The 25,522-nt window shown below is 69.4% G+C and carries 24 protein-coding genes; 2 read left to right on the top strand and 22 right to left on the bottom strand.

Annotation, left to right across the window (positions count from 1 at the left end; all coding sequences use genetic code 11):
• Window positions 1-12: 12 nt before the first annotated feature.
• The 4 genes from rny to E0E30_RS04815 all read right to left on the bottom strand — a co-directional run bounded on the left by rny (window position 13) and on the right by E0E30_RS04815 (window position 3,613).
• Window positions 13-1,488: a ribonuclease Y gene (gene rny / locus E0E30_RS04830; protein ID WP_245306505.1), complete on the bottom strand. Its 1,476-nt coding sequence runs from the start codon at window positions 1,486-1,488 to the stop codon at window positions 13-15.
• Between the two features lie 148 nt (window positions 1,489-1,636).
• Window positions 1,637-2,167, bottom strand: a complete 531-nt coding sequence (locus E0E30_RS04825; protein WP_130865327.1) for a regulatory protein RecX — start codon at window positions 2,165-2,167, stop codon at window positions 1,637-1,639.
• Window positions 2,164-3,210, bottom strand: coding sequence for a recombinase RecA (gene recA, locus E0E30_RS04820; RefSeq protein ID WP_130865326.1), 1,047 nt, complete (start codon window positions 3,208-3,210; stop codon window positions 2,164-2,166). Before recA ends, E0E30_RS04825 begins: the two co-directional genes overlap by 4 nt.
• 208 nt (window positions 3,211-3,418) lie before the next feature.
• On the bottom strand, window positions 3,419-3,613 hold the full coding sequence (locus tag E0E30_RS04815; RefSeq protein ID WP_130865325.1) for a DUF3046 domain-containing protein: 195 nt from the start codon (window positions 3,611-3,613) through the stop codon (window positions 3,419-3,421).
• Between the two features lie 163 nt (window positions 3,614-3,776).
• Here E0E30_RS04815 and E0E30_RS04810 point away from each other — a divergent pair, with 163 nt between their 5' ends.
• Window positions 3,777-4,535, top strand: coding sequence for a DeoR/GlpR family DNA-binding transcription regulator (locus E0E30_RS04810; RefSeq protein WP_130866746.1), 759 nt, complete (start codon window positions 3,777-3,779; stop codon window positions 4,533-4,535).
• A gap of 22 nt (window positions 4,536-4,557) precedes the next feature.
• Here E0E30_RS04810 and E0E30_RS04805 read toward each other — a convergent pair whose 3' ends face one another.
• From E0E30_RS04805 to aceE, 18 genes are all read right to left on the bottom strand, one after another.
• Window positions 4,558-4,836 (bottom strand): helix-turn-helix domain-containing protein, encoded by a 279-nt coding sequence (locus E0E30_RS04805; RefSeq protein ID WP_130865324.1) that lies wholly within the window; start codon window positions 4,834-4,836, stop codon window positions 4,558-4,560.
• Window positions 4,837-4,970: 134 nt separating this feature from the next.
• Entirely contained in the window at window positions 4,971-5,423 is a 453-nt protein-coding gene (locus E0E30_RS04800) for a CinA family protein (protein ID WP_130865323.1), read from the bottom strand.
• 38 nt (window positions 5,424-5,461) lie between these two features.
• Entirely contained in the window at window positions 5,462-6,055 is a 594-nt protein-coding gene (gene pgsA / locus E0E30_RS04795) for a CDP-diacylglycerol--glycerol-3-phosphate 3-phosphatidyltransferase (protein WP_130865322.1), read from the bottom strand.
• A 64-nt stretch (window positions 6,056-6,119) separates the two neighbouring features.
• A complete protein-coding gene (gene rimO, locus E0E30_RS04790; RefSeq protein WP_130866745.1) occupies window positions 6,120-7,598 on the bottom strand; it encodes a 30S ribosomal protein S12 methylthiotransferase RimO in 1,479 nt (492 codons plus the stop codon).
• A 103-nt stretch (window positions 7,599-7,701) separates the two neighbouring features.
• A complete protein-coding gene (gene pyrE / locus E0E30_RS04785) occupies window positions 7,702-8,352 on the bottom strand; it encodes an orotate phosphoribosyltransferase (RefSeq protein ID WP_130865321.1) in 651 nt (216 codons plus the stop codon).
• A 14-nt stretch (window positions 8,353-8,366) separates the two neighbouring features.
• Window positions 8,367-9,077, bottom strand: a complete 711-nt coding sequence (gene pyrF / locus E0E30_RS04780) for an orotidine-5'-phosphate decarboxylase (RefSeq protein ID WP_130865320.1) — start codon at window positions 9,075-9,077, stop codon at window positions 8,367-8,369.
• Window positions 9,077-10,012: a dihydroorotate dehydrogenase gene (locus E0E30_RS04775; RefSeq protein ID WP_130865319.1), complete on the bottom strand. Its 936-nt coding sequence runs from the start codon at window positions 10,010-10,012 to the stop codon at window positions 9,077-9,079. Before E0E30_RS04775 ends, pyrF begins: the two co-directional genes overlap by 1 nt.
• Window positions 10,009-10,788 carry a dihydroorotate dehydrogenase electron transfer subunit gene (locus E0E30_RS04770; RefSeq protein ID WP_130865318.1) on the bottom strand — a complete coding sequence of 260 codons (780 nt, stop codon included), beginning with the start codon at window positions 10,786-10,788 and terminating at the stop codon, window positions 10,009-10,011. The genes E0E30_RS04775 and E0E30_RS04770 overlap by 4 nt, the downstream gene beginning before the upstream one ends.
• A gap of 1 nt (window position 10,789) precedes the next feature.
• Entirely contained in the window at window positions 10,790-13,996 is a 3,207-nt protein-coding gene (carB, locus tag E0E30_RS04765) for a carbamoyl-phosphate synthase large subunit (protein ID WP_130865317.1), read from the bottom strand.
• Complete coding sequence (gene carA / locus E0E30_RS04760) at window positions 13,996-15,126, bottom strand: glutamine-hydrolyzing carbamoyl-phosphate synthase small subunit (RefSeq protein ID WP_130865316.1); 1,131 nt, start codon at window positions 15,124-15,126, stop codon at window positions 13,996-13,998. Before carA ends, carB begins: the two co-directional genes overlap by 1 nt.
• Complete coding sequence (locus E0E30_RS04755; protein ID WP_130865315.1) at window positions 15,123-16,424, bottom strand: dihydroorotase; 1,302 nt, start codon at window positions 16,422-16,424, stop codon at window positions 15,123-15,125. Before E0E30_RS04755 ends, carA begins: the two co-directional genes overlap by 4 nt.
• Window positions 16,421-17,362: an aspartate carbamoyltransferase catalytic subunit gene (locus E0E30_RS04750; protein WP_130865314.1), complete on the bottom strand. Its 942-nt coding sequence runs from the start codon at window positions 17,360-17,362 to the stop codon at window positions 16,421-16,423. Before E0E30_RS04750 ends, E0E30_RS04755 begins: the two co-directional genes overlap by 4 nt.
• Window positions 17,359-17,943 carry a bifunctional pyr operon transcriptional regulator/uracil phosphoribosyltransferase PyrR gene (gene pyrR, locus E0E30_RS04745; protein ID WP_130865313.1) on the bottom strand — a complete coding sequence of 195 codons (585 nt, stop codon included), beginning with the start codon at window positions 17,941-17,943 and terminating at the stop codon, window positions 17,359-17,361. The genes E0E30_RS04750 and pyrR overlap by 4 nt, the downstream gene beginning before the upstream one ends.
• 194 nt (window positions 17,944-18,137) lie before the next feature.
• A complete protein-coding gene (locus E0E30_RS04740; protein ID WP_130865312.1) occupies window positions 18,138-18,599 on the bottom strand; it encodes a GatB/YqeY domain-containing protein in 462 nt (153 codons plus the stop codon).
• A gap of 34 nt (window positions 18,600-18,633) precedes the next feature.
• The gene (mgrA, locus tag E0E30_RS04735) at window positions 18,634-19,647 is read right to left on the bottom strand and encodes an L-glyceraldehyde 3-phosphate reductase (protein ID WP_130865311.1); all 1,014 of its coding nucleotides are present in this window, start codon (window positions 19,645-19,647) and stop codon (window positions 18,634-18,636) included.
• 116 nt (window positions 19,648-19,763) lie between these two features.
• Window positions 19,764-20,168: a DUF3052 domain-containing protein gene (locus E0E30_RS04730; RefSeq protein WP_130865310.1), complete on the bottom strand. Its 405-nt coding sequence runs from the start codon at window positions 20,166-20,168 to the stop codon at window positions 19,764-19,766.
• 129 nt (window positions 20,169-20,297) lie between these two features.
• Complete coding sequence (locus tag E0E30_RS04725; RefSeq protein WP_130865309.1) at window positions 20,298-21,209, bottom strand: endo-beta-N-acetylglucosaminidase H; 912 nt, start codon at window positions 21,207-21,209, stop codon at window positions 20,298-20,300.
• A 177-nt stretch (window positions 21,210-21,386) separates the two neighbouring features.
• Window positions 21,387-24,140: a pyruvate dehydrogenase (acetyl-transferring), homodimeric type gene (aceE, locus tag E0E30_RS04720; protein ID WP_245306504.1), complete on the bottom strand. Its 2,754-nt coding sequence runs from the start codon at window positions 24,138-24,140 to the stop codon at window positions 21,387-21,389.
• 261 nt (window positions 24,141-24,401) lie between these two features.
• Here aceE and E0E30_RS04710 point away from each other — a divergent pair, with 261 nt between their 5' ends.
• On the top strand, window positions 24,402-25,502 hold the full coding sequence (locus E0E30_RS04710) for a PucR family transcriptional regulator (RefSeq protein WP_130865306.1): 1,101 nt from the start codon (window positions 24,402-24,404) through the stop codon (window positions 25,500-25,502).
• Window positions 25,503-25,522 lie beyond the last annotated feature (20 nt).

Here is a 25,522-nt window from a genome sequence, read left to right as displayed (position 1 = left end):
GGTTCAGTCGGTTCAGTCTCTGGGCCCCGAGGCGCCGACGACCTCGACGGCCCTGGTCTCGCGGATGACGGTGACGCGAACTTGCCCGGGAACGACGATGCGATCACCGACCTCGGCGGCCAGGACCCGTGCCAGGTCGCGAGCGGCGGCGTCGTCGACCTGCTCGGGCACCACCATGACCCGCAGCTCCCGGCCGGCCTGGACGGCCACGGCCCGGGAGACGCCGGGATGGGCCGACGCGAGGTTCTCGAGCTCCTCGAGCCGGTTGACGTGCGCCTCGAGGGACTCGCGACGTGCGCCGGGCCGGGACGCCGAGATGGCGTCGGCCGCCTGGGTGATGACGTCGACGACCGACTCTGCGGGTACCTCGTCATGGTGGGCGGCGATGGCATGGACGACGGCGTCGTCCTCGCCGTAGCGGCGGGCCAGCTCGGCACCGACGGAGGCGTGGGAGCCCTCGATGCCGGGGGTGAGGGCCTTGCCGAGATCGTGGAGGAAGGCGGCCCTGGTGCACGTGACGGCGTCGGCGCCGATCTCGGCGGCCAGCAGTCCGGCCAGCCGTCCGCACTCGACGCTGTGCGACAGGACGTCCTGGCCGAACGAGGTCCGGAATCGCAGGGAGCCCAGGATGGGCCGCAGAGCTTGCGGGAAGGACGTGATCGACAGCGCGTGGAGGGCCTCGTCCGCCGCGTCCAGGCACATCTGCTCGATGCGCTTGACGGCCGTGGCGTGGGCCTGCTCGATGCGCCCCGGATGGATGCGACCGTCGGCCACGAGCAGCTCAATGGTCGTGCGTGCGACCTCCCGACGGATCGGGTCGAAGCAGCTCACGAGAACGATCCCCGGGGTGTCGTCGATGATGACGGTCGCTCCGGTGACCTGCTCGATGGATCGGATGTTGCGTCCCTCGCGCCCGATGATCCGGCCCTTCATGTCGTCGGAGGGCAGGTCGACCGCGGCGACCACCGAGTCGGCCGTGACCTCGCCGGCGCATCGGGCGATGGCGGTGGCGACGACCTCTCGTGCCCGGTCCTCGGCGGTGGCGCGTGCCTGGGCCAGGATGGCTCGGGTGAGGGTCTCCGCCTCGACCGTGGCCTCCTCGCGGGCCCGGTCGACCACCTCGCGGCGCGCCTGCTCGGGGGTGAGTCCACCGATCCTGGCGAGCTCGTCGTCGATCCTCTCCCGATCGGCGGCCAACTGCGCGGACTGCTCGTCGAGCTGGGCCAGGCGATCGGCGTGGGCCACCTCGATGGACCGTCGCCGGTCGTCCACGGCCGCCTCGAGGTCGGCCCGACGCTGATCCATCTGACGCTCCATGCGTCCCCGGTCGCGTTCGAGCTGGTCGCGTCCGGCCTCGACGACGCTGCCGGCACGACGTCGCATGAAGAGGTCACCGACGATGACCGCGACGAGAGCCACCGCCAGCACGATGGCGACGATCGGCCACATACCGATCGCCAAGGGGGCGGGACCGATCTCCTCGAGCATCATTCCCCCTTCTCGTCACCGATGACGTCGCCGGGTGGTCGGCGTCTGGGGGACACCTTGCCATACATGATGCCGACTGTGTCGGCGGGCCCCGCATGAAGCCGACCGTGCCCGAGAACCCCACGACCAGCCGACCGTGTCGGGGAACCTAGTCGCTGGCCTCGTCGCCCAGTTCCTCCTTGGCCCGTCGCCACGCCTGCCAGGCCGTCTCCGGTCCATAGCCCTTGCGGGCCAGGGCGCCGAGCACCCGCCTGGTCAGCCGCGCCTCCTCGACCCCGGATCCGGCGCGGAGCTTGGCCAGGGCCAGTTCGGTCGCTGCGTCGAGGTCGTCGTCACCGGAGATGACCTCGGTGGCCACCTCGACCACGTCGTCCGCTACTCCCTTGCGTCTGAGCTCGAGCGCGACGGCTCGACGCGACAGCCCGCGGGCGCCGTGACGAGACTGCACCCAGCGCCGGGCGAACTCGGCGTCGTCGACCAGCCCCAGCTCCTCGAACCGGTCGAGGAGCTGGGCACCGATCGCCTCCGGCACTCCCCTGCGACCCAGGGCCTCGCTCAGCTCCGCCCTGGTGTGGGCCCGGAAGTCGAGTTTGGTGAGGACGATCTCCCGGGCGATCTCGAACCACTCACCCTCGGTGTGGTCCTGCGGATCGGGAACGTCGCGCGTCCTGCGGGTCAGAACTCGACCTCCCCGGTCTCAGGGTCGACTCCCTCGGGAACCTCGTCGTCGCCCAACCCCAGATGGGCCTTGATCCGGGCCTCGAGGGAATCGGCCAGTTCGGGGTTGGACTTGAGGAAGGTCCGGACGTTCTCCTTGCCCTGACCGAGCTGCTCACCGTCGCAGCTGAACCACGAGCCGGACTTGACGATGATGCCGGTGTCGACACCCAGGTCGATGATGCTGCCCTCACGGGAGATGCCCTGGCCGTAGAGGATGTCGAACTCGGCCTGCTTGAACGGCGGGGCCACCTTGTTCTTGACCACCTTGACCCGCGTCCGGTTGCCGACCATCTCGGTTCCGTCCTTGAGGGTCTCGATGCGACGCACGTCCAGACGCACCGAGGCGTAGAACTTGAGCGCCCGACCACCGGTCGTCGTCTCCGGAGACCCGAACATGACGCCGATCTTCTCGCGCAACTGGTTGATGAAGATGGCCGTCGTGCCGGCGCCATTGAGGGCCCCGGTCATCTTCCGCAGCGCCTGGCTCATGAGCCGGGCCTGCAGACCCACATGGGAATCGCCCATCTCGCCCTCGATCTCGGCCTTGGGCGTGAGGGCCGCGACCGAGTCGATGACGATGAGCTCGAGGGCGCCGGACCGCACCAGGGTGTCGGCGATCTCGAGGGCCTGTTCACCGTTGTCCGGCTGGCTCACCAGAAGGGCGTCGGTGTCGACACCGAGGTTGCGTGCGTACTCCGGGTCGAGGGCGTGCTCGGCGTCGATGAAGGCACAGATGCCTCCCTCGGCCTGGGCATTGGCGATGGCATGCAGGGCCACCGTCGTCTTGCCGCTCGACTCGGGACCGTAGATCTCGACGATGCGCCCGCGCGGCAGACCGCCGACCCCCAGCGCGATGTCCAGGGCGACCGCGCCGGTCGGGATGACGGCCACCTTGACCGCCTCCCGCTCGCCCAGTCGCATGACCGAGCCCTTGCCATGTTGTTTCTCGATCTGACTGAGAGCTGCCTCGAGGGCCTTCTCCCGATCTGCCGCAGCCACCATGCGTCGAAGCCTTTCATCACGGGCACCTGCCGTCGGCACGTGCACTCCCGCCCAGTACCCGAACGGGGTCTGCCCGCCCGGCCACTGTGAACTCTAGGGGCGGCCACCGACCATCCGGAGCCCGTCCTCACATCTGTGGACATCGAACAGGAGAACTGTTCAGCGCCCTGTGGACAACCCTAGCGAACAGATGTTCGAGACGCAAGCCTCAGCGCGCCGACTCCGGCAACTCGAGGAAGGCCCAGCACGCCCGCCACACCGTCCTGGCGTCGACCCCGTCGTCGAGGGCCTCGAGGACGGTCCTGGAATCCAGCCCGGGAATCGCCTGCTGCCCGGCCCACGCGCGTACGTACCCCGCCCCCAGGACATCCTCGAGACGGCGCCACAGTTCCGATTCCCACACGGCGCACAGCGTACGGCACTCCCCCGGTCGGCGTCGGTGAGCGCATGGCGGTCACTATGATGAGCGTCGACGAGTGATTCGCTCAAGGATTGAGCGTGCATGGGAGGTTGACGTGACCACATCGCCCACGACGGAACCGACGACGACCCACCGCAGCGATCGGATGGTCTCTCTCTTGGCCATCCTTCGCGAACAGGGTGAGGTGCAGTTGCGCGATCTCGCCGTTCAGCTGGGTGCCAGCGCGGCCACCATTCGCCGTGACGTCGCGTCCCTGGCCGAGCAGGGCCTGCTCGTGCGCACCCACGGCGGGGCGCGCAGCGCCGGTGCCGGTGGCGAACTGCCGGTGAGTCTGCGTGACGGTCGTCGTCACCGGGCCAAGCAGGCCATCGCCCGGGCAGCCGCGGCCGAGCTGCCGGTGGGGCGTCACGCCATCGCGCTCACCGGCGGCACGACGACGGCGGAGGTGCTGCGAGCGTTGCGCCACCGGCGTGATCTCACCATCGTCACGAACTCGGTCGGCATCGCCCTGGAAGCGGCGAACCAGGGCCAGCAGCGGGTGCTCATCACCGGTGGTGTGCTCCGTCCGTCCTCCCTCGAACTCGTGGGATCGCTGGCCGAGAGCACGTTCAACCAGGTCAACGTCGGGACGGCCATCGTCGGGTGCGACGGGCTGAGTATCGAGGGCGGACTCACCACCCACGACGACACCGAGGCGGCGACCAATCACACCATGATCAGACGGGCGCCCCACATCATCGCCGTCGTCGACGGATCGAAGATCGGTCGGATCACCCTGGCAAAGTTGGCCGACGTCAGCGATCTCGACGTGCTCGTCACCGATGACTCGGCCGATGCCCGTCAGATCGCGAGGATCCGCGATCTCGGGGTCACCGTGCGGATCGTCCCGGACCCGGACCGGTGAGCTGACCGGCCACACCCCCGGTTCAGGCCGCCACCGCCACCTTGGGACGGGTCATGGCCTCCTCGGCCAGGCGAAGCTTCTCGCTCACCATGACCATGAGCTGTGACTGGGGAAGATCGAGGGCGGCGCAGATCGACGCGATGAGCTCGCTGGAGGCCTCCTTCTGGCCCCTCTCGACCTCGGACAGGTAGCCGAGCGACACCCGGGCCGCCGACGAGACCTCACGCAGGGTACGTCCCTGGGCGAACCGCTGCTCGCGCAGTGCCTGGCCCAGCATCTCCCGCAACAGGGCGAACTTCATGCTCAACTCCTCCATGTGGATTCACCTGGGACAACGTCGCGGGGGCGAGGATCATTCCCCTCTCGGCACAACGTGCTGTCCTCGGGGGTGCTGCGGCACCCGTCGCGAGGGGCCGGACGCCGGCCCGGACCGCGTCACGCCTCGACGCCGAGCACCTCGAGGACCAGGGCCAGGAGGGCATCGACGGTCTGACGCCGGATCGACTGCCGGTCCCCTGCCAGCGCGAGATCACGGACGGTGACCTCGCCCCGGACGGACACGGCGACGTACACCGTCCCGGCCCCGAACCCGTCCTGCGGATCGGGCCCGGCTACACCGGTGCACGACATGCCGACGTCGGCACCGCACGCGCGGGCGCACCCCAGTGCCATCTGCGCGGCGGTCGTCGCATTGATGACGCCGTGCGAGGCGATCCAGTCGGCGTCGACGCCGGCGAGGCTCGCCTTGAGGTCGGAGGCATAGGTGACCAGACCACCGCGGTAGACGGTCGAGGCCCCCGGCACGCTCGTCAGCGTCGCGCCGACGAGGCCGCCGGTGAGCGATTCGCAGGTCGCCGCGCTCAGCGCTGCGCGACGCAGCGCTCGCACGACCCTTTCCGCCCGGCTGACGGGGTCGACACTGCCGGTCACGAGGCGCCCGAGCCCCGGGCCTGGCGTCGGATGCGGACGGCGTCGACGACGTAGACCGCCCCGGTGACGACCGTGAGGAGGAAGGCGACGATCATCACCGTCCACGCGAGGACGTCGACGAGGAGCGGGGTGCGCCACAGACCGAGGCAGAAGAGGATGATGGCAAGCGCCTGCGTCGCCGTCTTGAGCTTTCCGCCCTTGTTCGCGGCCATGACCTCGTACTTGAGCATGAACACGCGCATGATCGTGATGCCCCATTCGCGCAGGAGGATGAGCACGGTCATCCACCACGGCAGCTCGCCGAGGATCGACAGGCCGATGAAGGCCATGCCGGTGAGGGCCTTGTCGGCGACCGAGTCCCAGATCTTGCCGAAGTTCGTCACGAGGTTGTACTTGCGCGCGATCCGTCCGTCGACGAAGTCGGTGAGGATCGCGGCGACGAAGACCAACGTGGTCGCGGTGCGCCATCCGCCCTCGTGGGCGTGGGCCAGGAGCATCCACCCGAACACCGGCACGAGGACGATCCGCAACACCGTGAGGGCATTGGGGATGTTGAGATTGCTGGGCCTGTCGCTCGCGGTCCCGGTCATCGTCGTCCTCGCATGGGGCCAGTATGGCGCGTCCCCGCCTCCGCGGGCGTGGGGACAGGCCAGCTCAGGCCGGTTCGCCCACGAGATCGACGCCGTCCGAGCCGGTGAACCGCACCGCGACGAGGTCGCCGACGGCCACGTCGTCGACCCCCGGAAGGCTGACCGTGCCGTCGACCTCCGGCCCCTGGTGCGGCGCCCGACCCACCGCCCCGTCCTCGTCGACGGACTCGACGAGGACCCGGGCGACCTCTCCGACACGGTCCTCGGCACGCTGGGCGACGAGCTCGTCGACGAGGTCGGCCAGGCGTTCCTGACGTTCGCCGATGACGCCCTCGTCGAGGTGACCGTCGAGGGTGGCTCCCTCGGTGTCCTCCTCGTCGGAGTAGGCGAAGATGCCGGCCACGTCGAGCCGCGCCCGCTGGAGGAAGTCCTCGAGAACCGCGACGTCCTCGTCGGTCTCGCCGGGGAAGCCGGTGATGAAGTTCGACCGGAACCCGGCGCTCGGGCAGCGCTCCCGGATGCCGTCGATGATGCCCAGGAAGGACTCGGCGTCCCCGAACCTGCGCATCCGGCGCAGCAGTGGGCCCGAGGCGTGCTGGAAGGACAGGTCGAAGTACGGCACGACCTTGTCGGTGGCGAGCATGGCGTCGACGAGGGAGGGACGCAGCTCGGCCGGCTGGAGGTACGACACCCGGATCCACTCCAGGCCGTCGACCCGGTCGAGCTGGGCCAGGAGCTTCTCGAGCAGGCGCAGGTCACCCAGGTCCTTGCCGTAGGAGCTGGAGTTCTCCGAGACGAGGAAGACCTCCTTGACCCCGTGGTCGACGAGCCAGCGGGCCTCCTCGACGACCTCGGCGGCCGGGCGCGAGAGATAGGAGCCGCGGAAGCGTGGGATCGCGCAGAAGGCGCAGCGACGGTCACAGCCCGAGGCCATCTTGAGTGGCGCCGAGGGACCCGAGCCCAGACGACGTCGCCGGGCACGGGTGTTGACCGGGTGTGGGCCCGACGCCGGGGTGACGGAGGCCGGCAGGTCGGGGATGCCCCCGCCCGGCTCGCTCACCGCCGGCCCGGACGCCGGCGCCGTGTGATGGCCCGGGGTCGCGACGCGGTCGGCGGCCCCGGCCCGCTCGACCGGGCTCAGCGGCAGCAGGGTGCGCCGGTCCCGGGGCACGTGGGCCTCGATGGACCCACCGGCCAGGATCGTCCGCAGCCGCGAGGCGATGTCGTCGTAGTCGTCGAAGCCCAGGACGGCGTCGGCCTCCGGGAGGGCCTGGGCCAACTCCCGCCCGTACCTCTCGGCCATGCATCCGACGGCGACGACAGCCTTGGTCGTCCCGTCCTCCTTGAGGTCGGCGGCGGCCAGCAGCGTGTCGACCGAGTCCTTCTTGGCCTGCTCGATGAAGCCGCAGGTGTTGACCATGACGGTCTCGGCCTGCGCCGGGTCGTCGACGAGCCGGAACCCGCCCGACTCCAGCCGCGCGGCGAGTTCCTCGGAGTCGACGTCGTTGCGGGCGCACCCCATCGACACGAGGTGGACGGTCATGAGGTGGTCGTTGCCGGTCGGGGTGCTCGTCGTCACGGGCCCTCCATTCGCTCGGGGCCCCTCGATGCTACGCCGACGAGCGCCGCACCGACATCACGACCGTTCAGTGCGCGTCCGACCACGCCTGTGGATCGGCGGACCAGGTCTCCAGGGCGGCGCGTTGGGGGGCGCTGATCCGACCCATCGACTCGGCCACCTCGATGAGGGTCGGGTAGTTCGAGAGGGTGAACAGGGGCCAGCCGACCTCCTCGAAGGCCTGACGGCCGCGCTCGAGCTCGTACGAGAAGATGGCGACGGCCCCCTCGACGACGCTGCCCTCGCGCTCGACGGCGCGGGCGGCGTCGAGGACCGACCCGCCGGTCGAGATGAGGTCCTCGACCATGACGACCGTGCTGCCCGGGGTCAGACGCCCCTCGATCTGGTTTCCCCTGCCGTGGTCCTTGGGCTGGGACCGCACGTAGACCATCGGCCGGGCCAGGCGATCAGCGGCCAGGGCGGCGTGGGCGATGCCGGCGGTCGCGGTACCCGCGATGACCTCGGCGGCGTCGAAGTTCTCCCGCACCAGGGTCGCCAGGCCGTCGGCGATGAGGGCGCGGGTGGTCGGGTCGGACAGGGTGACCCGGTTGTCGCAGTAGATCGGCGAGTGCAGCCCGGACGCCCAGGTGAAGGGCTCCTCGGGACTGAGCGAGACCGCTCCGATGCGCAGCAGCGCCTCCGCGACGTCGTGGGCCAGGATGGGGTTCGAGATGGTCATGTCAGGGTCCTTCCTCAGGCGTCCGATCCGGTGCGCCAGGCGGTCATGATGGCGTGGTAGGCGGCGACGGGGTCCTCGGCGCGGGTGACCGGACGCCCGACGACGATGGCCGAGGAGCCCATCGACGCCGCCGTCCCCGGGGTGGCGACGCGGGCCTGGTCGCCGATCGCCGAACCGGCAGGGCGGATTCCCGGCGTCACCCGCAGGAACCCCTCTCCCGTCGCAGCGGCGATGTCGGCGGCCTCGTGGGCCGAGCAGACGACCCCGGCCAGACCGGCGGACCGTGCCAGCCGGGCGTAGTTGAGCACCGACTCGACCAAGGGCACCTCGACGAGCTGTTCGGACCGCAGGGCCTCCGGTGAGGTCGACGTCAACTGGGTGATGGCCACGACGCTGGCCGACCCGCCGCCCTCACCCAGCCCCTCGAGGGCGGCCTCCATCATGGCCCGGCCGCCGGCTGCGTGGACGGTGAGCAGGTCGGCCCCCAACCGCGCCAGGCTGCGCGCCGCCCCACGCACGGTGTTGGGGATGTCGTGGAGCTTGAGGTCGCAGAAGACGTCGTGGCCGGCGTCCTTGAGCTGGCTGACGATGCCCGGTCCGGCGGCATAGAAGAGCTCCATGCCGACCTTGACGAAGAGGGTCTCGCCGGCGAACCGGGCGACGAGGTCGAGGGCATCCCGGGCCGAGGGCAGGTCGAGGGCGATGATCGGGCGGCTGGTGTCCATCAGTTCTCCTGGTGTGAGGCTCGCACCTGGGCCCGCAGCTCCTCGAGGGAGTCGATGCCCAGGTCGTCCATGAGTGGTTCGAGACCGGCGATGATGCGCGGGCAGGCCATGGGGTCGGTGAAGTTCGCCGTGCCGACGCCGACGGCGCTGGCCCCGGCCATCATGAGTTCGAGGGCGTCGGCGGCGGTCGTCACCCCTCCCATGCCGATGACCGGCAGGTCGACGGCGCGGGTCACGGCGTCGATCATGCGCACGGCGATGGGCAGGACCGCCGGGCCCGACAGTCCCCCGGTGCCGTTGGCGATGAGGGGACGACGTCGACGCAGGTCCATCCGCATGCCGGTGAGCGTGTTGATGAGGGTGAGCCCGTCGGCGCCGGCGTCGGCCACCGCCCGGGCGATCTCGACGATGTCGGTGACGTTGGGTGAGAGCTTGACGTACACCGGCACCGTCGCGACCCCCATGATGGCCTCGGTGAGGTCGTGTGCGGCCTGCGGCGTCGTCCCGAAGGTGATGCCGCCGCGCTTGACGTTGGGGCAGGAGATGTTGATCTCCAGCGCCGCGACATTGGGGGCGGTCGAGATGACCCGCGACACCTCGACGTAGTCCTCGGTGGTGTAGCCGGCGACGTTGGCGATGATCGGCAGGCCGGGAGCGTGCTCGGCCAACCATGGCAGCCGCTCGGCCATGACGACGTCGAGACCGGGGTTCTGCAGGCCGATGGCGTTGAGCATCCCCGAGGGGGTCTCGGCCACCCGGGGCACCGGGTTGCCGCGACGCGCCTCGAGGGTCGTCGCCTTGATCATGAGCGACCCGAGCACCGTGAGGTCGTAGAAGTGGGCGTACTCGACGCCGAACCCGAAGCATCCCGACGCGGGCATGATGGGGTTCCTCAGGTCGAGTCCGGGCAGCCGGACGGCCAGCCTGCTCGTCACAGGGCCACCTCCTGGGCATCGAAGACCGGGCCGTCCCAGCAGATCCGGTACTGGTGGTCGGCGTCGCGGGCGTCCTGGACGACGCAGGCGTAGCACGCCCCGACCCCGCAGGCCATCCGCTCCTCGAGCGAGAGCTGGGTGGGGACCTCCCCGGCGAATCGTGACTGGACGTACCGCAGCATGGGCAGCGGCCCGCACGCGTACACGGCCTCGGGTGCGAAGTCCCGGGCCGCGTCGTCCTGCTCGAGGTCGGCGACGGTGCCTCGGGTGCCGGCCGACCCGTCGTCGGTCGAGACGAGGACCTGCCCGAGGTCGGCGAACCGGTCGGTCCAGAAGACGTCGGCGGCGTCGCGGAAGCCGAGCCGGAACTGCACCCGGACACCGGCCTCGACCAGACGCCGACCCAGCAGGTACAGCGGTGGAACGCCGACGCCGCCGCCGACGAGGAGCGCCCGACCCACCCCGGACTCGATCCGGAAGGGCTGGCCCAACGGCCCGAGGCAGTCGACACGGGACCCCACCGGGAGCCCGGCGAGGACCGCCGTGCCGGTCCCGACGACGCGCAGGATGAGGGTCATCTCACGCCCGTCGTCGGAGGCGTCGGCGATGGACAACGGGCGGCGCAGCACCAGCGAGGTCGCCGCCGTGCCGCACAGCACGTCGAGGAAGGTGCCCGGCGCCACCGGTTCGGACAGTGGCTCGTCGCGCCGCAGGACGATGGCGTGCACCCCCGACGCGATCTGCCGGGAGTCGACGAGCTCGAGCAGGTCGGCCATCTCAGATGACCTCGGTCGAGAAGACCCGCGACTCCATGACCCGGCAGATGGCCCCGGCGGTGTCCAGCGACGTGAACAGCGGGATGCCCCGGCCGATCGCCGCCCGGCGGATCTGCTTGCCGTCGATGATCGTGTCCTGGCCCTTGCCGGTGACGTTGATGACGGCGTCGCACCCGGACCGGTTGATGAGATCGAGCACCGACTCGGTCGACCCGTCCTGGCCTGCTCCGTCATGGGTCGTGCTGCCGATCTTGTGGGCGACGTCGATCTTGAGCCCGGCCTCACGGAAGTACCGGGCCGTGCCAGTCGTCGCGACGAGCTGGAAGCCGATGCGGTCGAACCGGCGTGCCAGGTCGAGGGCCTCGGCCTTGGCGTCGTCGGCCACCGTGAGGAGGATCTTGCCGTACTCGGGCACGTGCAACCCGGCCGCCTCGAAGGCCTTGTACAGCGCCTTCTCGAGGGTGTCGTCGGACCCCATGACCTCACCGGTCGACTTCATCTCGGGGCCCAGGTGCGAGTCGACGAGGTCGAGCTTGGAGAAGCTGAACACCGGTGACTTGACGTGGATGCGCTTCGACTCGGGCAACAGTCCCGGTTCCAGGCCCAGGTCGGCCAGTTTCTGGCCGAGGATGACCCTGGTGGCGACCTCGGCCATCGACACCCCGGTGACCTTCGAGAGGAACGGCACCGTGCGCGACGCCCTCGGGTTGGCCTCGATGACGTTGACGACGCCGTCGGCCACGACGAACTGGATGTTGAGGATGCCGCGGGTGTTGAGCCCCAGGGCGAGCTTCGTCGTCACCTCGATGATGCGGTCCTTGACCGGCTGGCTCATGCCGACTGGCGGGTAGATGGCCATCGAGTCGCCCGAGTGCACCCCGGCCCGCTCGATGTGTTCCATGATGCCGGGGATGAGGACGTCGGTGCCGTCGCAGATGGCGTCGACCTCGCACTCCAAGCCCTCGAGGTACCGGTCGATGAGCACCGGCTTGTCCGGGCTGGCGTGGACGGCCTCACGCATGTAGGTCCGCAACTCGTCGGGTCCGGCGACGATGGCCATGGCTCGCCCGCCGATGACGTACGACGGTCGGACGAGCACCGGGTACCCGAGTTCCTCGGCCACCGCCAGGGCCTCGTCACCGGACCGGGCGATGCCGCCGGGGGCCTGCGGGATGTCGAGGGAGGCCAGGAGCTGCTCGAAGCCCTCCCGGTCCTCGGCCCGGTCGAGGTCGGCCAACTGGGTGCCGAGGATCGTCACCCCGTGGGCGGCCAGCGGCCCGGCCAGGTTGATCGCCGTCTGGCCACCGAACTGGACGATGACCCCGGTCGGCTGCTCGAGCTCGATGACGTCGAGGACGTCCTCGACGGTGAGCGGCTGGAAGTAGAGCTTGTCCGAGATGGAGAAGTCCGTCGAGACGGTCTCGGGGTTGGAGTTCATGATGATGGCCTCGTACCCGGCGGCCTGGATGGCCTTGACCGAGTGGACGGTGGCGTAGTCGAACTCGATGCCCTGGCCGATGCGGATCGGGCCGGATCCCAGGACGAGGATGCTCGGACGCTCGGACCGGATCGACTCGTTCTCCTGCTCGTAGGTCGAGTAGAAGTACGGCGTCTGCGACTCGAACTCCCCGGCACAGGTGTCGACCATCTTGTACACGGGGATGAACCCGGCCCCCTGACGCTGGGCACGCACCTCGTCGGGGGTCCGTCCCCAGGCGCGGGCGATGGCCGGGTCGGAGAATCCGTGGCGCTTGGCGATCCACAGCGACTCCTCGTCACCCGGCGTGACGCGCAGCCGATCCTCGATCTCGAGCAGGTGGGCGATCTTGTCGAGGAAGAACAGGTCGATGCCGGTCTGGTCGTGCAGTTCGCGGACGGTCCGACCGCGTCGGATGGCCTCGGCCAGGCAGAAGAGCCGGTCGTCCCGGGCGTGGACGAGGTGCTCCTCGAGGACGTCGTCGGGCAGGTCGGCCACGGCCGGGAACCAGATGTGGTCGACCCCGATCTCGAGGCTGCGCACCGCCTTGAGGAGGGACTCCTCGATGGTGCGCCCAATCGACATGACCTCCCCGGTGGCCTTCATCTGGGTCCCCAGGCGTCGGTCGGCGCGGGCGAACTTGTCGAACGGCCAGCGCGGGATCTTCGCGACGACGTAGTCGAGCATGGGCTCGAACATCGACCAGGTCGTGCCGGTGACGGGGTTGCGGATCTCGTCGAGGGTGAGGCCGACGGCGATCTTCGCGGCGATCTTGGCGATGGGGTACCCGGTGGCCTTGGAGGCCAGTGCCGAGGACCGCGAGACGCGCGGGTTGACCTCGATGACGTAGTAGTCGAAGGAGTCGGGGTCGAGGGCGAGCTGGACGTTGCAGCCGCCCTCGATGCCCAGCGCGCGGACGATCTCGATGGAGGCGTCGCGCAGCATCTCGTGCTCGACGTCGGTGAGGGTCTGGATGGGAGCGAAGACGATGGAGTCACCGGTGTGGACGCCGACCGGGTCGAAGTTCTCCATGGTGCACACGACCATGGTGTTGTCGGCACCGTCGCGCATCATCTCGTACTCGATCTCCTTGTACCCGGCGATCGACTGTTCGACGAGGCACTCGGTGACCGGGGACAGTTCCAGCCCCTTGCCGACGACGCGGATGAGTTCGGTCTCGTCATGGCAGATGCCGCCGCCGGTGCCACCGAGGGTGTACGCCGGCCGGACGATGAGCGGGTAGCCGATCCGGGCGCCGACCTCGACGGCCTCGACGACGGTGTGGACGATGTCCGACTTGGCGACGGGCTGTCCGAGCTCGGTCATGAGCTGCTTGAAGAGGTCACGGTCCTCGGCCTTCTCGATGGCCGACAGGTCGGTGCCCAGGAGCTCGATGCCGAGCTCGTCGAGAATCCCGGACTGCGCCAGGTCGCGGGCCATGTTGAGACCGGTCTGGCCACCCAGGGTCGGGACGATGGCGTCGGGTCGTTCCCGGCGCAGGATCTGGCTGACGAACTCCAGGGTGATGGGTTCGATGTAGACCCGATCGGCGATCTCACGGTCGGTCATGATGGTCGCCGGGTTGGAGTTGACGAGGATGACCTCGTACCCCTCCTCCTTGAGTGCCAGGCAGGCCTGGGTCCCGGCGTAGTCGAACTCGGCGGCCTGGCCGATGACGATGGGCCCCGATCCGATGACGAGGATGCGGTGCAGGTCGGTGCGACGGGGCATCAGTGGGTCCCTTCCGTGAGGGCGAGGTCGGAGCGGGGGGCGAGGTCGGCACGGGCGGGTCGCCCGGCGTCCATGAGGGCGATGAAGTCGTCGAAGATGTGGGCGGCGTCATGCGGGCCGGCGGCGGCGTCGGGGTGGTACTGCACGGAGAAGGAGCCGAGTCGCCGGTGGCGCACCCCCTCGATGGTCTCGTCGTTGATCTCGATCTGGGTCACCTCGAGTTCGGTGCCACGGATCGACGCCGGGTCGACGGCATACCCGTGGTTCTGGCTGGTGAAGTCGATCCGGCCGGTGGCGAGGTCGCGTACCGGGTGGTTGAACCCGCGGTGCCCGAAGCGCAGCTTGTAGGTGTCCGCGCCGTTGGCCAGGCAGAAGAGCTGGTGTCCCATGCAGATGCCGAAGATGGGGTACTCCTCCTGGAGTTCACGGATGACCTCCTGGACCCCCGGCACACTCTTGGGGTCGCCCGGGCCGTTCGACAGCATGATCCCGTCGGGAGCCAGGGCACGGACCCGGTCGGCGGAGATGTCGTGGGGGACGACGGTCACCGCGCACCCGCGCTTGCCGAGTTCTCGGAGGATCGAGTGCTTGAGTCCGAAGTCGAAGAGGACGACGCTGTGGCCGCCCAGTGGGCTGGGGTAGGCGGTGCGGGTGGACACCTGGGCGATCTGGTCGGTCGGCAGTTCGGTCTCTCGCAACCGCTCCAGTTCGACCTCGAGGTCGGCGTCCGGCCCGAGCAGCACCCCCTTCATGACGCCCTCGGTGCGCAGTCGTCGCACCAGCGCGCGGGTGTCGATGCCGGCCAGCCCGGGGATGCCGTGCACCTTGAGGAAGGCGTCGAGGCTCTGCCGGTCGCGCCAGTTGGACGACAGCCTGGGGACCTCCCGGCAGACGACCCCGGCGGTCGTCGGGAAGAGCGACTCCATGTCGTCCCGATTGATGCCGGTGTTGCCGATGAGGGGGTAGGTGAAGGTGACGATCTGCCCGTTGTAGGACTGGTCGGTGAGGGTCTCCTGGTACCCGGTCATGCCGGTGGTGAAGACGACCTCGGCGGTGACCTGCCGGTCGGCTCCGAAGGCCTCGCCGGTCATGTGGGTCCCGTCGGCCAGCAGCAGGGTCCTCGTCGTCATGGGCGATCCTTCCGGTTGGAGTGGACGATGACACCGTCCACCATGGTCAAGATGCAGTCGCCGAGCACGCGGCGTCCACGGAACGGACTGTTGCGACCCTTCCCGGCGAAGGACTCCGGATCGACCGTCACCTCACGGGCCAGGTCGAAGGCCGCGAGGTCGGCCGGTCCGCCGACCCGGAGTCGCCCCGCCTCGGTGAGCCCGAAGAGGTCGGCCGGGCCGTCGGTGAGCCAGTGCACGAGCTGGTCCAGGCGGAACCGCCCGGGCAGGACGAAGGCCGTGTGGAGCAGGGCGAAGGTGTGCTCGTTGGTGATGACGCCGAAGGCCGCGTCCCGCATGGAGCAGTCCTTCTCGGCAGCGGTGTGCGGGGCGTTGTCGGTGGCGATGGCACCGATGGTCCCGTCGCACAGTCCCTCGACCATGGCCTCGACGTCGTCGCGGGTGCGCAGCGGCGGGTTCATCTTGTACTGCCCGTCGTCGGCGGGGATGTCCTCGTCGGCCAGCAGCAGGTGGTGCGGCGCGGCCTCGGCGGTGGCGTGGACGCCGTCGGCCTGCGCCCGGCGCACCGCGCGGATCGACTCGCGGGTCGAGGCGTGGCACAGGTGGTAGTGGGCGCCGGTCTGCTCGGCGATGGCCAGGTCGCGGACCACCTGGACCGTCTCGGCCAGTCGGGTGATCCCCGGCAGGCCGAGCTCGAGAGCGCGGCGTCCGTCATTGAGCACTCCCCCGCGCACCAGCGAGTCGTCCTCGGCATGGGCGGCCACCGGGCGGCCGAGGACGGCCGCGGCGCGCATGGCGTCGTACATGACCCCGGCGCTCTGCACGCCCTTGCCGTCATTGGAGAAGGCGACGGCGCCGGCCTGCACCTGGGCGGGCAGGTCGACGAGATCCTCGCTCACCAGGCCGACGGTGATCGGCGAGATGGGCAGCACCTTGACGACGCCGTCCGCCGCGAATCTCCTGAGCATCTCTCCCAGCAGCTCGGGGCTGTGCGGGTCGGGGACCGTGTTCGGCATGGCGCACACGGTGGTCCAACCGCCACGGGCGGCGGCGGCCGTGCCCGTGGCGATGGTCTCCTTGACCTCCTGGCCGGGCTCGCGCAGATGGTCGTGCAGGTCGACCAGCCCTGGGGTGAGCAGGGCCCCGTCCAGGCTCAGCACTTCGGCGTCGACGCCGTCCAGAGCGCTCGTCCGGCCTCGGGAGATGACCTCGACGCGGCCGTCGGCGACGAGTACCTGGGAGGGCACCGGGGTGCCCCCCTCGAGCATGACCAGGTCGGTGAGGAGGGTTCGACTCATGCCCGCTCCGCCGCGTCGAGGACCGTCTCGAGGATGGCCATGCGCACCATGACGCCGTTGTGCATCTGGGCGAAGATACGCGACTGCTCGGCCTCGACGAGCTTCGAGGAGATCTCGGTGCCGCGGTTGACCGGGGCCGGATGCATGATGATGGCCTCCGGGCGCATCCGCGCCGCCCGTTCGTCGGTGAGGCCATAGGCCTTGAGGTAGTCCTCGGCCGAGAAGTCGGGGCCGGCGTCGAACCGCTCGTGCTGCACCCGCAGCATCATGGCGACGTCGACGTCGGCGATGACCTCGTCGAGGGTGGTGATCTCACCGAGCCGGGTCACCTCGTGGTCCATCCACTCACGCGGGCCGGTGAAGACGACACGCGCCCCCAGTCGGGCGAGGATCTGGGCGTCCGAGCGGGCCACCCGGGAGTGGGCGATGTCGCCGCTGATGGCGACCGTGAGGCCGTCGAAGTGGCCGAACTCCTCGGCGATCGTCATGAGGTCGAGCATGCACTGGCTCGGGTGCTGGCCCGATCCGTCGCCGGCGTTGACGAGACACAGCTCGAGCCGACCGGGGGCCAGCAACTGCTCGTAGTAGGCATTGCGGGAGTGCCGGATGACGGCGACGTCCGCCCCGATGGCGTCGACGGTGCGCACCGAGTCGTAGAGGCTCTCGCCCTTGGTCACCGAGGAGTGCTTGGGGTCGAAGTCGAGCACCTTCATGCCGAGTCGGTGCTCGGCCATCTGGAAGCTCGTCATGGTGCGGGTGGAGTCCTCGAAGAACATGTTGATGGCCACCCGGTCGGGTCCCAGCCGCGGCCTGGCGCCGGCCTTGAACGCCCGGCCCCGCTCGACGATGCCCAAGACCTCCTCGGTGGGCAGGTCCTCGACCGACAGGAAGTGCTTGGCCGCGAACCGGGGCGGCGGGGTGATGGCGTTCGGGCTCATGCCTGGGCCACCTTCCGGATCGCGACGAGATCCTCACCGTCGACCTCGGACAGGTGGACGTCGACGGCCTCGTCGAGGGAGGTGGGCATGTTCTTGCCGACGAAGTCGGCGCGGATCGGCAGCTCGCGGTGGCCACGGTCGACGAGGACCGCCAGGAGGATCCGGTCGGGGCGGCCGTGGTCCATGAGGGCGTCGAGGGCGGCGCGGGTGGTGCGCCCGGTGAAGAGGACGTCGTCGACGAGGACGACGGTCTTGCCGGCCAGGGACTCGGGCAGGTCACCGCCGTGGACCGTCGGCCCCTCGGTGGGGGTGGGCTGCTCGTTGGGGTCGAGGTCGTCCCGGTAGAGGGTGATGTCGAGCTCCCCGGAGGGCACCGGGGTGCCCTCGATCTGGGCGAGGCGCTGGGCGATCCGTCGGGCGAGCGGGACCCCACGGGTGCGCACCCCGACGATGGCCAGGTGGTCCAGGCCCTCGTTGCGTTCGATGATCTCGTAGCAGATACGTGCCAACGCGCGATTGACGGCGTCGGCATCCATGACGGTGACGGAACTGGTCGCTGGTCCGTCGTGGTTGAGGGTCATGCCGGTACTCCTGACTCGTCGTCCCGCCGACGTCCACGGCGGGTTCCGACCCCTGGGGTCAGGAAGGCAGGTAGCACCGGATCGGCCGGCGTCACCGGGGTGAGCCGCGCCTGTGCTGACGACCTTCGTGACCTCACGGGATCACTCTTAAAGGGCGTTGAGCGCAGCTTAGCAGGCGCGGCCGTGGTTCGACCTCAGGAGAGGGCCTTCTTGACGATGGTTGCCGTCTCGCGGCCGTCGAACCGTCCCTGCACCCGAGCCTGGACCGCCTTCATGACCGGACCCATGAGCTTCATCGTGGGTGCCTGCCCGCCAGCGGCGGCAGTGATCTCCTCGTCGACGATGGCGCGCACCTCATCGGCCGTGAGCTGGGCCGGCAGGTACTTCTCGAGCACGGCGATCTCGGCCTCCTCGGCCCGGGCGAGTTCCTCCCTACCACCGTCACGGTAGGCCTGGGCCGAGTCGCGTCGGCTGTTGACCTGCTTGACGAGGACCGCCTGCTCCTCGGCGTCGGTGAGGTCGCGGGCGGCGTCCCCGGCGACCTCCTCGGCCATGATCGCCGAGACGGCCATCCTGATCGCCGACTTGGCGACCTCGTCATGGGCCTTCATCGCGGTGACGAGGTCGGACTTGAGCTGGGACTTCACGGCTCCCATGTGATCTCCTTCGTGAGGGTGGTGGGTGGGTGGCTCACAGCTGACGTTCGGCGAGGACCGTCTCGATGCGCACGAGTTCGTCGTCGGTGAGCGGCGCAGCTGCCAGGGCGTCGATGTCGGAGTCGAGCTGGGCGACGCTGGACGCCCCGACGAGGACGCTGGTGACCCGCTCGTCCCGCAGGATCCACGACAGCGCCAGCTGGGCCAGGGACTGGTCGCGGTCGATGGCGATCTCGTTGAGGGCCAGCACCGTCGAGAGGGTGTCCGCGTCGATCCGGTTGGGCCGCAGCGACACCGACCCCATGCCGGCCCGGGAGTCGGCGGGAATGCCCGACAGGTACTTCGTCGTGAGGAGGCCCTGGGCGAGCGGGGAGAAGCAGATGACGCCCATCCCCTCCTGCTCACAGGTGTCGAGCAGGCCGTCCTCGATCCACCGGTCGAGCATGTTGTAGCGCGGCTGGTGGATGAGCAGCGGCGTGCCGAGGTCGCGGGCGATCCGGGCCGCCCGGGTCGTCTGCTCGGGGTCGTAGGACGAGACCCCGACGTAGAGCGCCCGACCCGAGCGCACGATCCGGTCGAGAGCACCCATCGTCTCCTCGAGCGGGGTGTCGGGGTCGAAGCGGTGCGAGTAGAAGATGTCGACGTAGTCCAGACCCATCCGCGCGAGGGACTGGTCGCAGGAGGCGATGAGGTACTTGCGGCTGCCGCCACCCTGACCGTAGGGCCCCGGCCACATGTCGTAGCCCGCCTTGGACGAGATGATGAGCTCGTCACGGTGGGCCTTGAAGTCAGTGGCGAAGATGCGCCCGAAGTTGATCTCGGCCTGCCCGTACGGCGGCCCGTAGTTGTTGGCCAGGTCGAAGTGCGTGACGCCGCGGTCGAAGGCGCGACGCAGGACGGCGCGCTGGGTGGCGCCGGTGTGCAGGTCGCCGAAGTTCTGCCACAGCCCCAGCGATACCGCCGGGAGCAACAGACCACTGGCCCCGCAGCGGCGATAGGTCATCGTGTCGTAGCGATCGTCCGCCGCACGGTAGGTGCTCACTGCCATGACCACCACCCTAGCGAGGTGGTGCGACAGCGTCAGCGGCGTCCGCCTCGGGTCAAGATTTCAACGGCGTCCGCCGCGTATCGACACGTCAGCGGCGTCCGCCGCGTATCGACACGTCAGCGGCGTCCGCCGCGGGGCCGCACCACCTTGTGCGCCTGCCAGTCGTCCGAGACGTTGTAGGTCGAGGTGAGCACCATGCCCGCCGTCTCGGCGCCCTCCGCCAGGTCCGAGGGGTCGATGGCCCCGTCACGGCCGACCTTCGGGGTGACCAGCAGGATGAACCCCTCGTCGGAGAGGTCACGCATGGCGTCGACGAGCGCGTCCGCGACCTCGTCGTCCTCCCGACGCAACCACATCCACACGACGTCGACGGCGTCCAGGCAGTCCTCGACGAGCTCACCGTCGATGGTGTCCATGACGAGCTGACGCAGGTCCTCGTCGACGTCCTCGTCCCAACCGAGCTCCTGGACGACCTGCCCGGACTCGAACCCGAGCTTGTCGAAATCGGTCGCGCTACCCACGGATCCTTCGCTTTCCCTCGTTCCACACGGCAGGGGCCTGCCTGCCACCACTAGCGTGCCAGAACATGACGCCGACGACCACCGGGGGCACCCACATCGTGGCACCCTCCGGTGGCCCGTGGGCGGTGGTCAGCTCCGGACAGCCCGTTCCCCCCGGAGGACGAGAGTCATGGCCTGGACCGACGACAGGTCGGTCGTGTCCCGCAGGTCGTACGACATGAAGACGCCGTACCCGTCCTCCACCGTGCGCGAGGCCATGGACTGCACCGTCGAGGGCGAGGTGCGGCCCCAGTCGACCGCGGCCGCACCGAGGTGATCCTTGGCCATCCCCGGGACCGACGGTGCACTGTACGAGCCGTACCACGGGTTCCAGGCGTAGTCCAAGGCATCCGATGCCTTGCCCGAGCCCGACACGGTGCGCTCGGCCGACGGCCCGATGGCGTAGAACGTGATGAGTTCGTGGGGTGCCAGATGGCGGCGCAAGGCGTGAACCAGCCAGACGAACGAGTCCTCGTTCGGATTCCCGGTCCCGTTCGTGCCGTACTCGGAGTACTCGTCGTCGAGATCGACGCCGTCGAGGTGGTACTCGTGCACGACCTTGGCGACCTTGGCTGCGAACCAGTCGGCATCCTGCTCGGTCGGGAAGTTCGCGAAGCCGGCTCCCTGGTGATTGCCCAGGACGGACAGCAGCACCTTGGTCCCCTTGGCCTGCAAGGGCCTGATCTGGGTGTCGGCGTCGTCGAGGGTCGCCGTGACGCGATCATTGAGGTGGAGGTAGGCCGCGGTTCCGTCGAAGTTGATGTTCGCCGCGAAGATCATCGCCAGGTCGAAGACCGGTCGCCTCGATCCCTCGAGGACAAACGTCCCGACAGTCGCCAGGTCCTCGTGATTGACCTCGACGTACACCGCGGTCAGCGCGGAGGACGCTGGCGCCGGGCCGGTCCCACCGGAGGCCGCGAAGGCCGGGAGCGCAGTGGCGACCGCCACTGCCGGTGCGCTCCACGCGGCACCTGCCAGAACCTGTCGACGATTCACACCCATGTGACGATCTCCCATCCTCGCCGCATCTCGTGGCCACCGCGCCACGAGGACTAATGCGGTTTAGTTGTGCTGCCGTCACAGCGTATCAGCAGCCGTCGGACGACCTCTCCCGACCCCCGAACGCACACCGGGGGCACCCATGACTGGGCACCCCCGGCATGTCGTCGCCCCGATCGGTCAGGACTCTCCCCCGGCGCTACCGGTCGTCCCGGCGTTGACGTCGAGGAGGTGGTACTTCTCGGCGGCCTCGCGTGGCCACTCGGCCGGCACCTCTCCGTCCTCGGCGAGCATCTGGAGCACCCGCACAGCGATCGAGGGTCCGTCGATGTGGAAGAACCGGCGCGCGGCGGCCCGGGTGTCCGAGAACCCGAATCCATCGGCACCCAGGGACGCGTACCGTCCGGGCACCCACTGGGCGATCTGGTCGGGCACCTGACGCATGTAGTCGGTCACCGCGACGACCGGGCCGGGGGCGTCCGCCAGACGCTCGACGAGGTAAGGCGTCCGACGTCCCTGCTCGGGATGGAGGAAGGCCTGCTCGTCGGCCGCCATGGCGTCCCGACGAAGCTCGTTCCACGACGTGACGCTCCACACGTCGGCGACGATGCCGTGATCCTCCTTGAGGATCTGCTGGGCCTCCAGGGCCCACGGCACCGACACGCCCGAGGCGAGGATCTGGGCGCGGCGGGCGTCCGCGTTGACCCCCTCGAAGCTGCCGGGAGCCAGCAGGTACATGCCCTTGACGATGCCCTCGGCGTCGATCCCCTCCGGCTCGGCCGGCTGGACGATCGGCTCGTTGTACACCGTGAGGTAGAACATGACGTCCTCGGCGTCGGGCCCGTACATCCGGTTGAGGCCGGCCTCGACGATGTGCGAGATCTCGTACGAGTAGGCCGGGTCGTAGCTGACGACGGCCGGGTTGGTCGCCGCGAGCATGGGCGAGTGACCGTCCATGTGCTGGGTGCCCTCACCGGTGAGCGTCGTGCGACCGGCGGTCGCCCCGATGACGAAGCCCTTGGCCATCTGGTCGCCGGCAGCCCAGAAGGCGTCACCGGAACGCTGGAAGCCGAACATCGAGTAGAAGATGTACACCGGCACGAGCGGGACGCCGTGGGTCGAGTAGGCCGATCCGGCGGCGGTGAAGGCCGCAGTCGAGCCGGCCTCGTTGATGCCGGTGTGGAGGATCTGCCCGTTCTTCGCCTCCCGGTAGCTCAGCATGAGCTCGTGGTCGACCGGCAGGTAGTTCTGCCCGTTCGGGTTGTAGATCTTGATCGTCGGGAAGAGCGAGTCCATGCCGAAGGTGCGGGCCTCGTCCGGGATGATCGGCACGACGTAGGGAGCGAAGTCCTTGTCGCGCATGAGGTCCTTGAGCAGCCGGACGAAGGCCATCGTCGTGGCCACCTCCTGCTTGCCCGATCCCCGCTTGACGCCGTCGAACTCCTTGCGGCCGGGGATCGGCAGGGCGGTGTGCGCGGTGCGGCGCTCGGGAACGAATCCGCCCAGCGCGCGGCGGCGCTCCATGAGGTACCGGATGCGCTCGTCGTCCGGTCCCGGGTTGTAGTAGGGGGCGCGGTACGGGTCGGCCTCGAGGACGGCGTCGGCGATCGGGATGTTGAGCCGATCGCGGAACTCCTTGAGGTCCTGCAGGTTGAGCTTCTTCATCTGGTGGGTGGCGTTGCGTCCGGCGAAGCGGCTGCCCAGGTCGTAACCCTTGATGGTGCAGGCCAGGACGACGGTCGGGGCGCCCTTGAACTCGGTGGCGGCCTTGTACGCGCTGTACATCTTGCGGTAGTCGTGGCCGCCTCGACGCAGCGCCCAGATCTCGTCGTCGGTCCAGTTCTCCACCATGGCGGCGGTGCGCGGATCGCGTCCGAAGAAGTGCTCGCGCACGTAGGCGCCGTCGTTGGCCTTGAAGGTCTGGTAGTCCCCGTCGCGGGTGGAGTTCATGACGTCGACGAGGGCGCCGTCCCGATCCGCGGCCAGGAGCTTGTCCCAACCCGAGCCCCAGACGACCTTGATGACGTTCCATCCCGCACCGCGGAAGACCGACTCGAGCTCCTGGACAATCTTGCCGTTGCCGCGGACCGGGCCGTCGAGACGCTGGAGGTTGCAGTTGATGACGAAGGTGAGGTTGTCGAGCTGCTCGTTGGCGGCCACCTGGAGGAAGCCTCGCGACTCGGGCTCGTCCATCTCGCCGTCACCGAGGAAGGCCCACACGTGCTGGTCGGAGCAGTCCTTGATGCCGCGGTTGGTGAGGTACTTGTCCATCGACGCCTGGTAGATGGCGTTGGCCGGCCCCAGGCCCATCGACACCGTGGGGAACTGCCAGAAGCCCGGCAGCATCCGCGGGTGGGGGTAGGACGGCAGGCCGTGCGGGGCCTTCGACTTCTCCTGACGGAAACCGTCGAGGTCCTCCTCGGTGAGGCGTCCCTCGAGGTAGGCGCGGGCGTACATGCCGGGGGCCGCATGCCCCTGGAAGAACACCTGATCACCACCACCGGGGGCGTCCTGCCCACGCCAGAAGTGGTTCATGCCGACCTCGTAGAGGGTGACGGCGGAGGCATAGGTCGAGATGTGCCCGCCGACGCCGATGCCCGGGCGCTGGGCGCGCTGGACGGTGATGGCGGCGTTCCACCGCAGCAGACGCCGCAGGTCACGCTCGATCTCCTCATCACCGGGGTAGGGGGCCTCGTCCTCGGCGGAGATGGTGTTGATGTAGTCGGTCGAGGTCAGCGCCGACAGACCGAGGTTGTTGTGACTGCGCGCATGCTCGAGCATCTTGAGCAGCACGACCCGGGCCCGATTCGCACCGTCGACCTCGACCATCTTGTCGAGGGATTCGATCCACTCCCGCGTCTCCTCGGGATCCAGATCAGGAAGCGTGGTCGGCAGTCCATTGAGGACGGGGCCGGGTACTTCGCGTGGGATCACGCCGGTTCCTTTCTCATCGACGGTGATGCGTCCTGTCTCGACGCGCGTCCCATTGTGTCGCAGCGTGAGAGCAAAATCACAAACCGCGCCCGACATCGCCGAGCACGGGTAGGCTTCGGCCCGACTTGAGGAGGCGCAGTGCCGAGGACCCCCACCCACGACGAGCGACATGTCCATGTGTCCAGCACCGGGCGCGACGTCGTCTCCTCAGACCGTACCCGCCGGGCCATCACCAAGCGCCTGGCCGAGCACACCTCGGCCATGACGACGGCCACCCTGGCCGAGATGAACACCCGTCACTCGTGGTTCCGTCAGCTCTCGGCGGACGAGCGCAGCTGGATCTCCATCGTCGCCAGGTCGGGGATCGACGGGTTCGTCACCTGGTTCGCCGACGACCAGGCCGAGCCCTACTCCCCCACCGACGTCTTCGGTGCGGCACCGGCGTCGATGACCCGCAAGATCTCGCTGCGCCAGACCGTCGATCTCGTGCGCACGACCATCGACGTCGTCGAGGAGCAGATCACGACGACCATGCCGCGGGCCGACCGCCAGGTGCTCTCCAACGCCATCGTCCACTACTCGCGCGAGGTCGCCTTCGCCGCCGCCGAGGTGTACGCCCGGGCGGCCGAGCGGCGCGGCACCTGGGACGAGCGGCTCGAGTCCCTCGTCGTCGACGCCGTCGTCCGCTCGGAGGCCGACGAGGAACTCGTCTCCCGGGCCTCGACCCTGGGCTGGCGCGCGGGGGTCAACCTCTGCGTCGTCGTCGGGTCGGGGACGACGTCCGCCCCGGTCGCCTCCCTGCGGCGAGCCGGGGAACAGCAGGGTCTCACCATCCTGGCAGCCATGCAGGCGCACCGACTCGTCGCCATCATCGCCGGCACGGCGATCACCGACGACCTCTCGGCCATGACCACGGCCCAGCAGCTCGCGGACAGTTTCGCCGAGGGACCGGTCGTCGTCGGACCGGTCGTCACCGACCTCACCGCCGCCCCGATGTCGGCCAGGGCCGCCCTCGCGGGGGCTCGCGTTGCCGGCGCCTGGCCGGAGGGACCGCGCGTCCTCTCGGCCACCGACCTGCTGCCCGAGCGGGCCCTGTCCGGTGACGAGCAGGCCGTCCGGTGGCTCGTCGACAAGGTGTACGCCCCCCTCGAGCGGGCCGGCGGCGACCTCATGGCCACCTGCGTCTCCTTCCTCGACCACGGCGGGTCGGTCGAGGGCACCGGGCGGGCGATGTTCGTCCACCCCAACACCGTCCGCTACCGCCTCAAGCGCATCCAGGACGTCACCGGCTACTCGCCGACCGATCCGCGGGAGGCCTACGTCATGAGGCTCGCCGTGACGCTCGGGAGATTGGCGGGGTGAACGCATCCATGTTCCATCGC

The sequence above is a fragment of the Acidipropionibacterium timonense genome (assembly GCF_900605005.1).
In the GTDB taxonomy this organism is placed as follows: domain Bacteria; phylum Actinomycetota; class Actinomycetes; order Propionibacteriales; family Propionibacteriaceae; genus Cutibacterium; species Cutibacterium timonense.
This window is presented reverse-complemented; position numbering and strand designations above follow the sequence as displayed.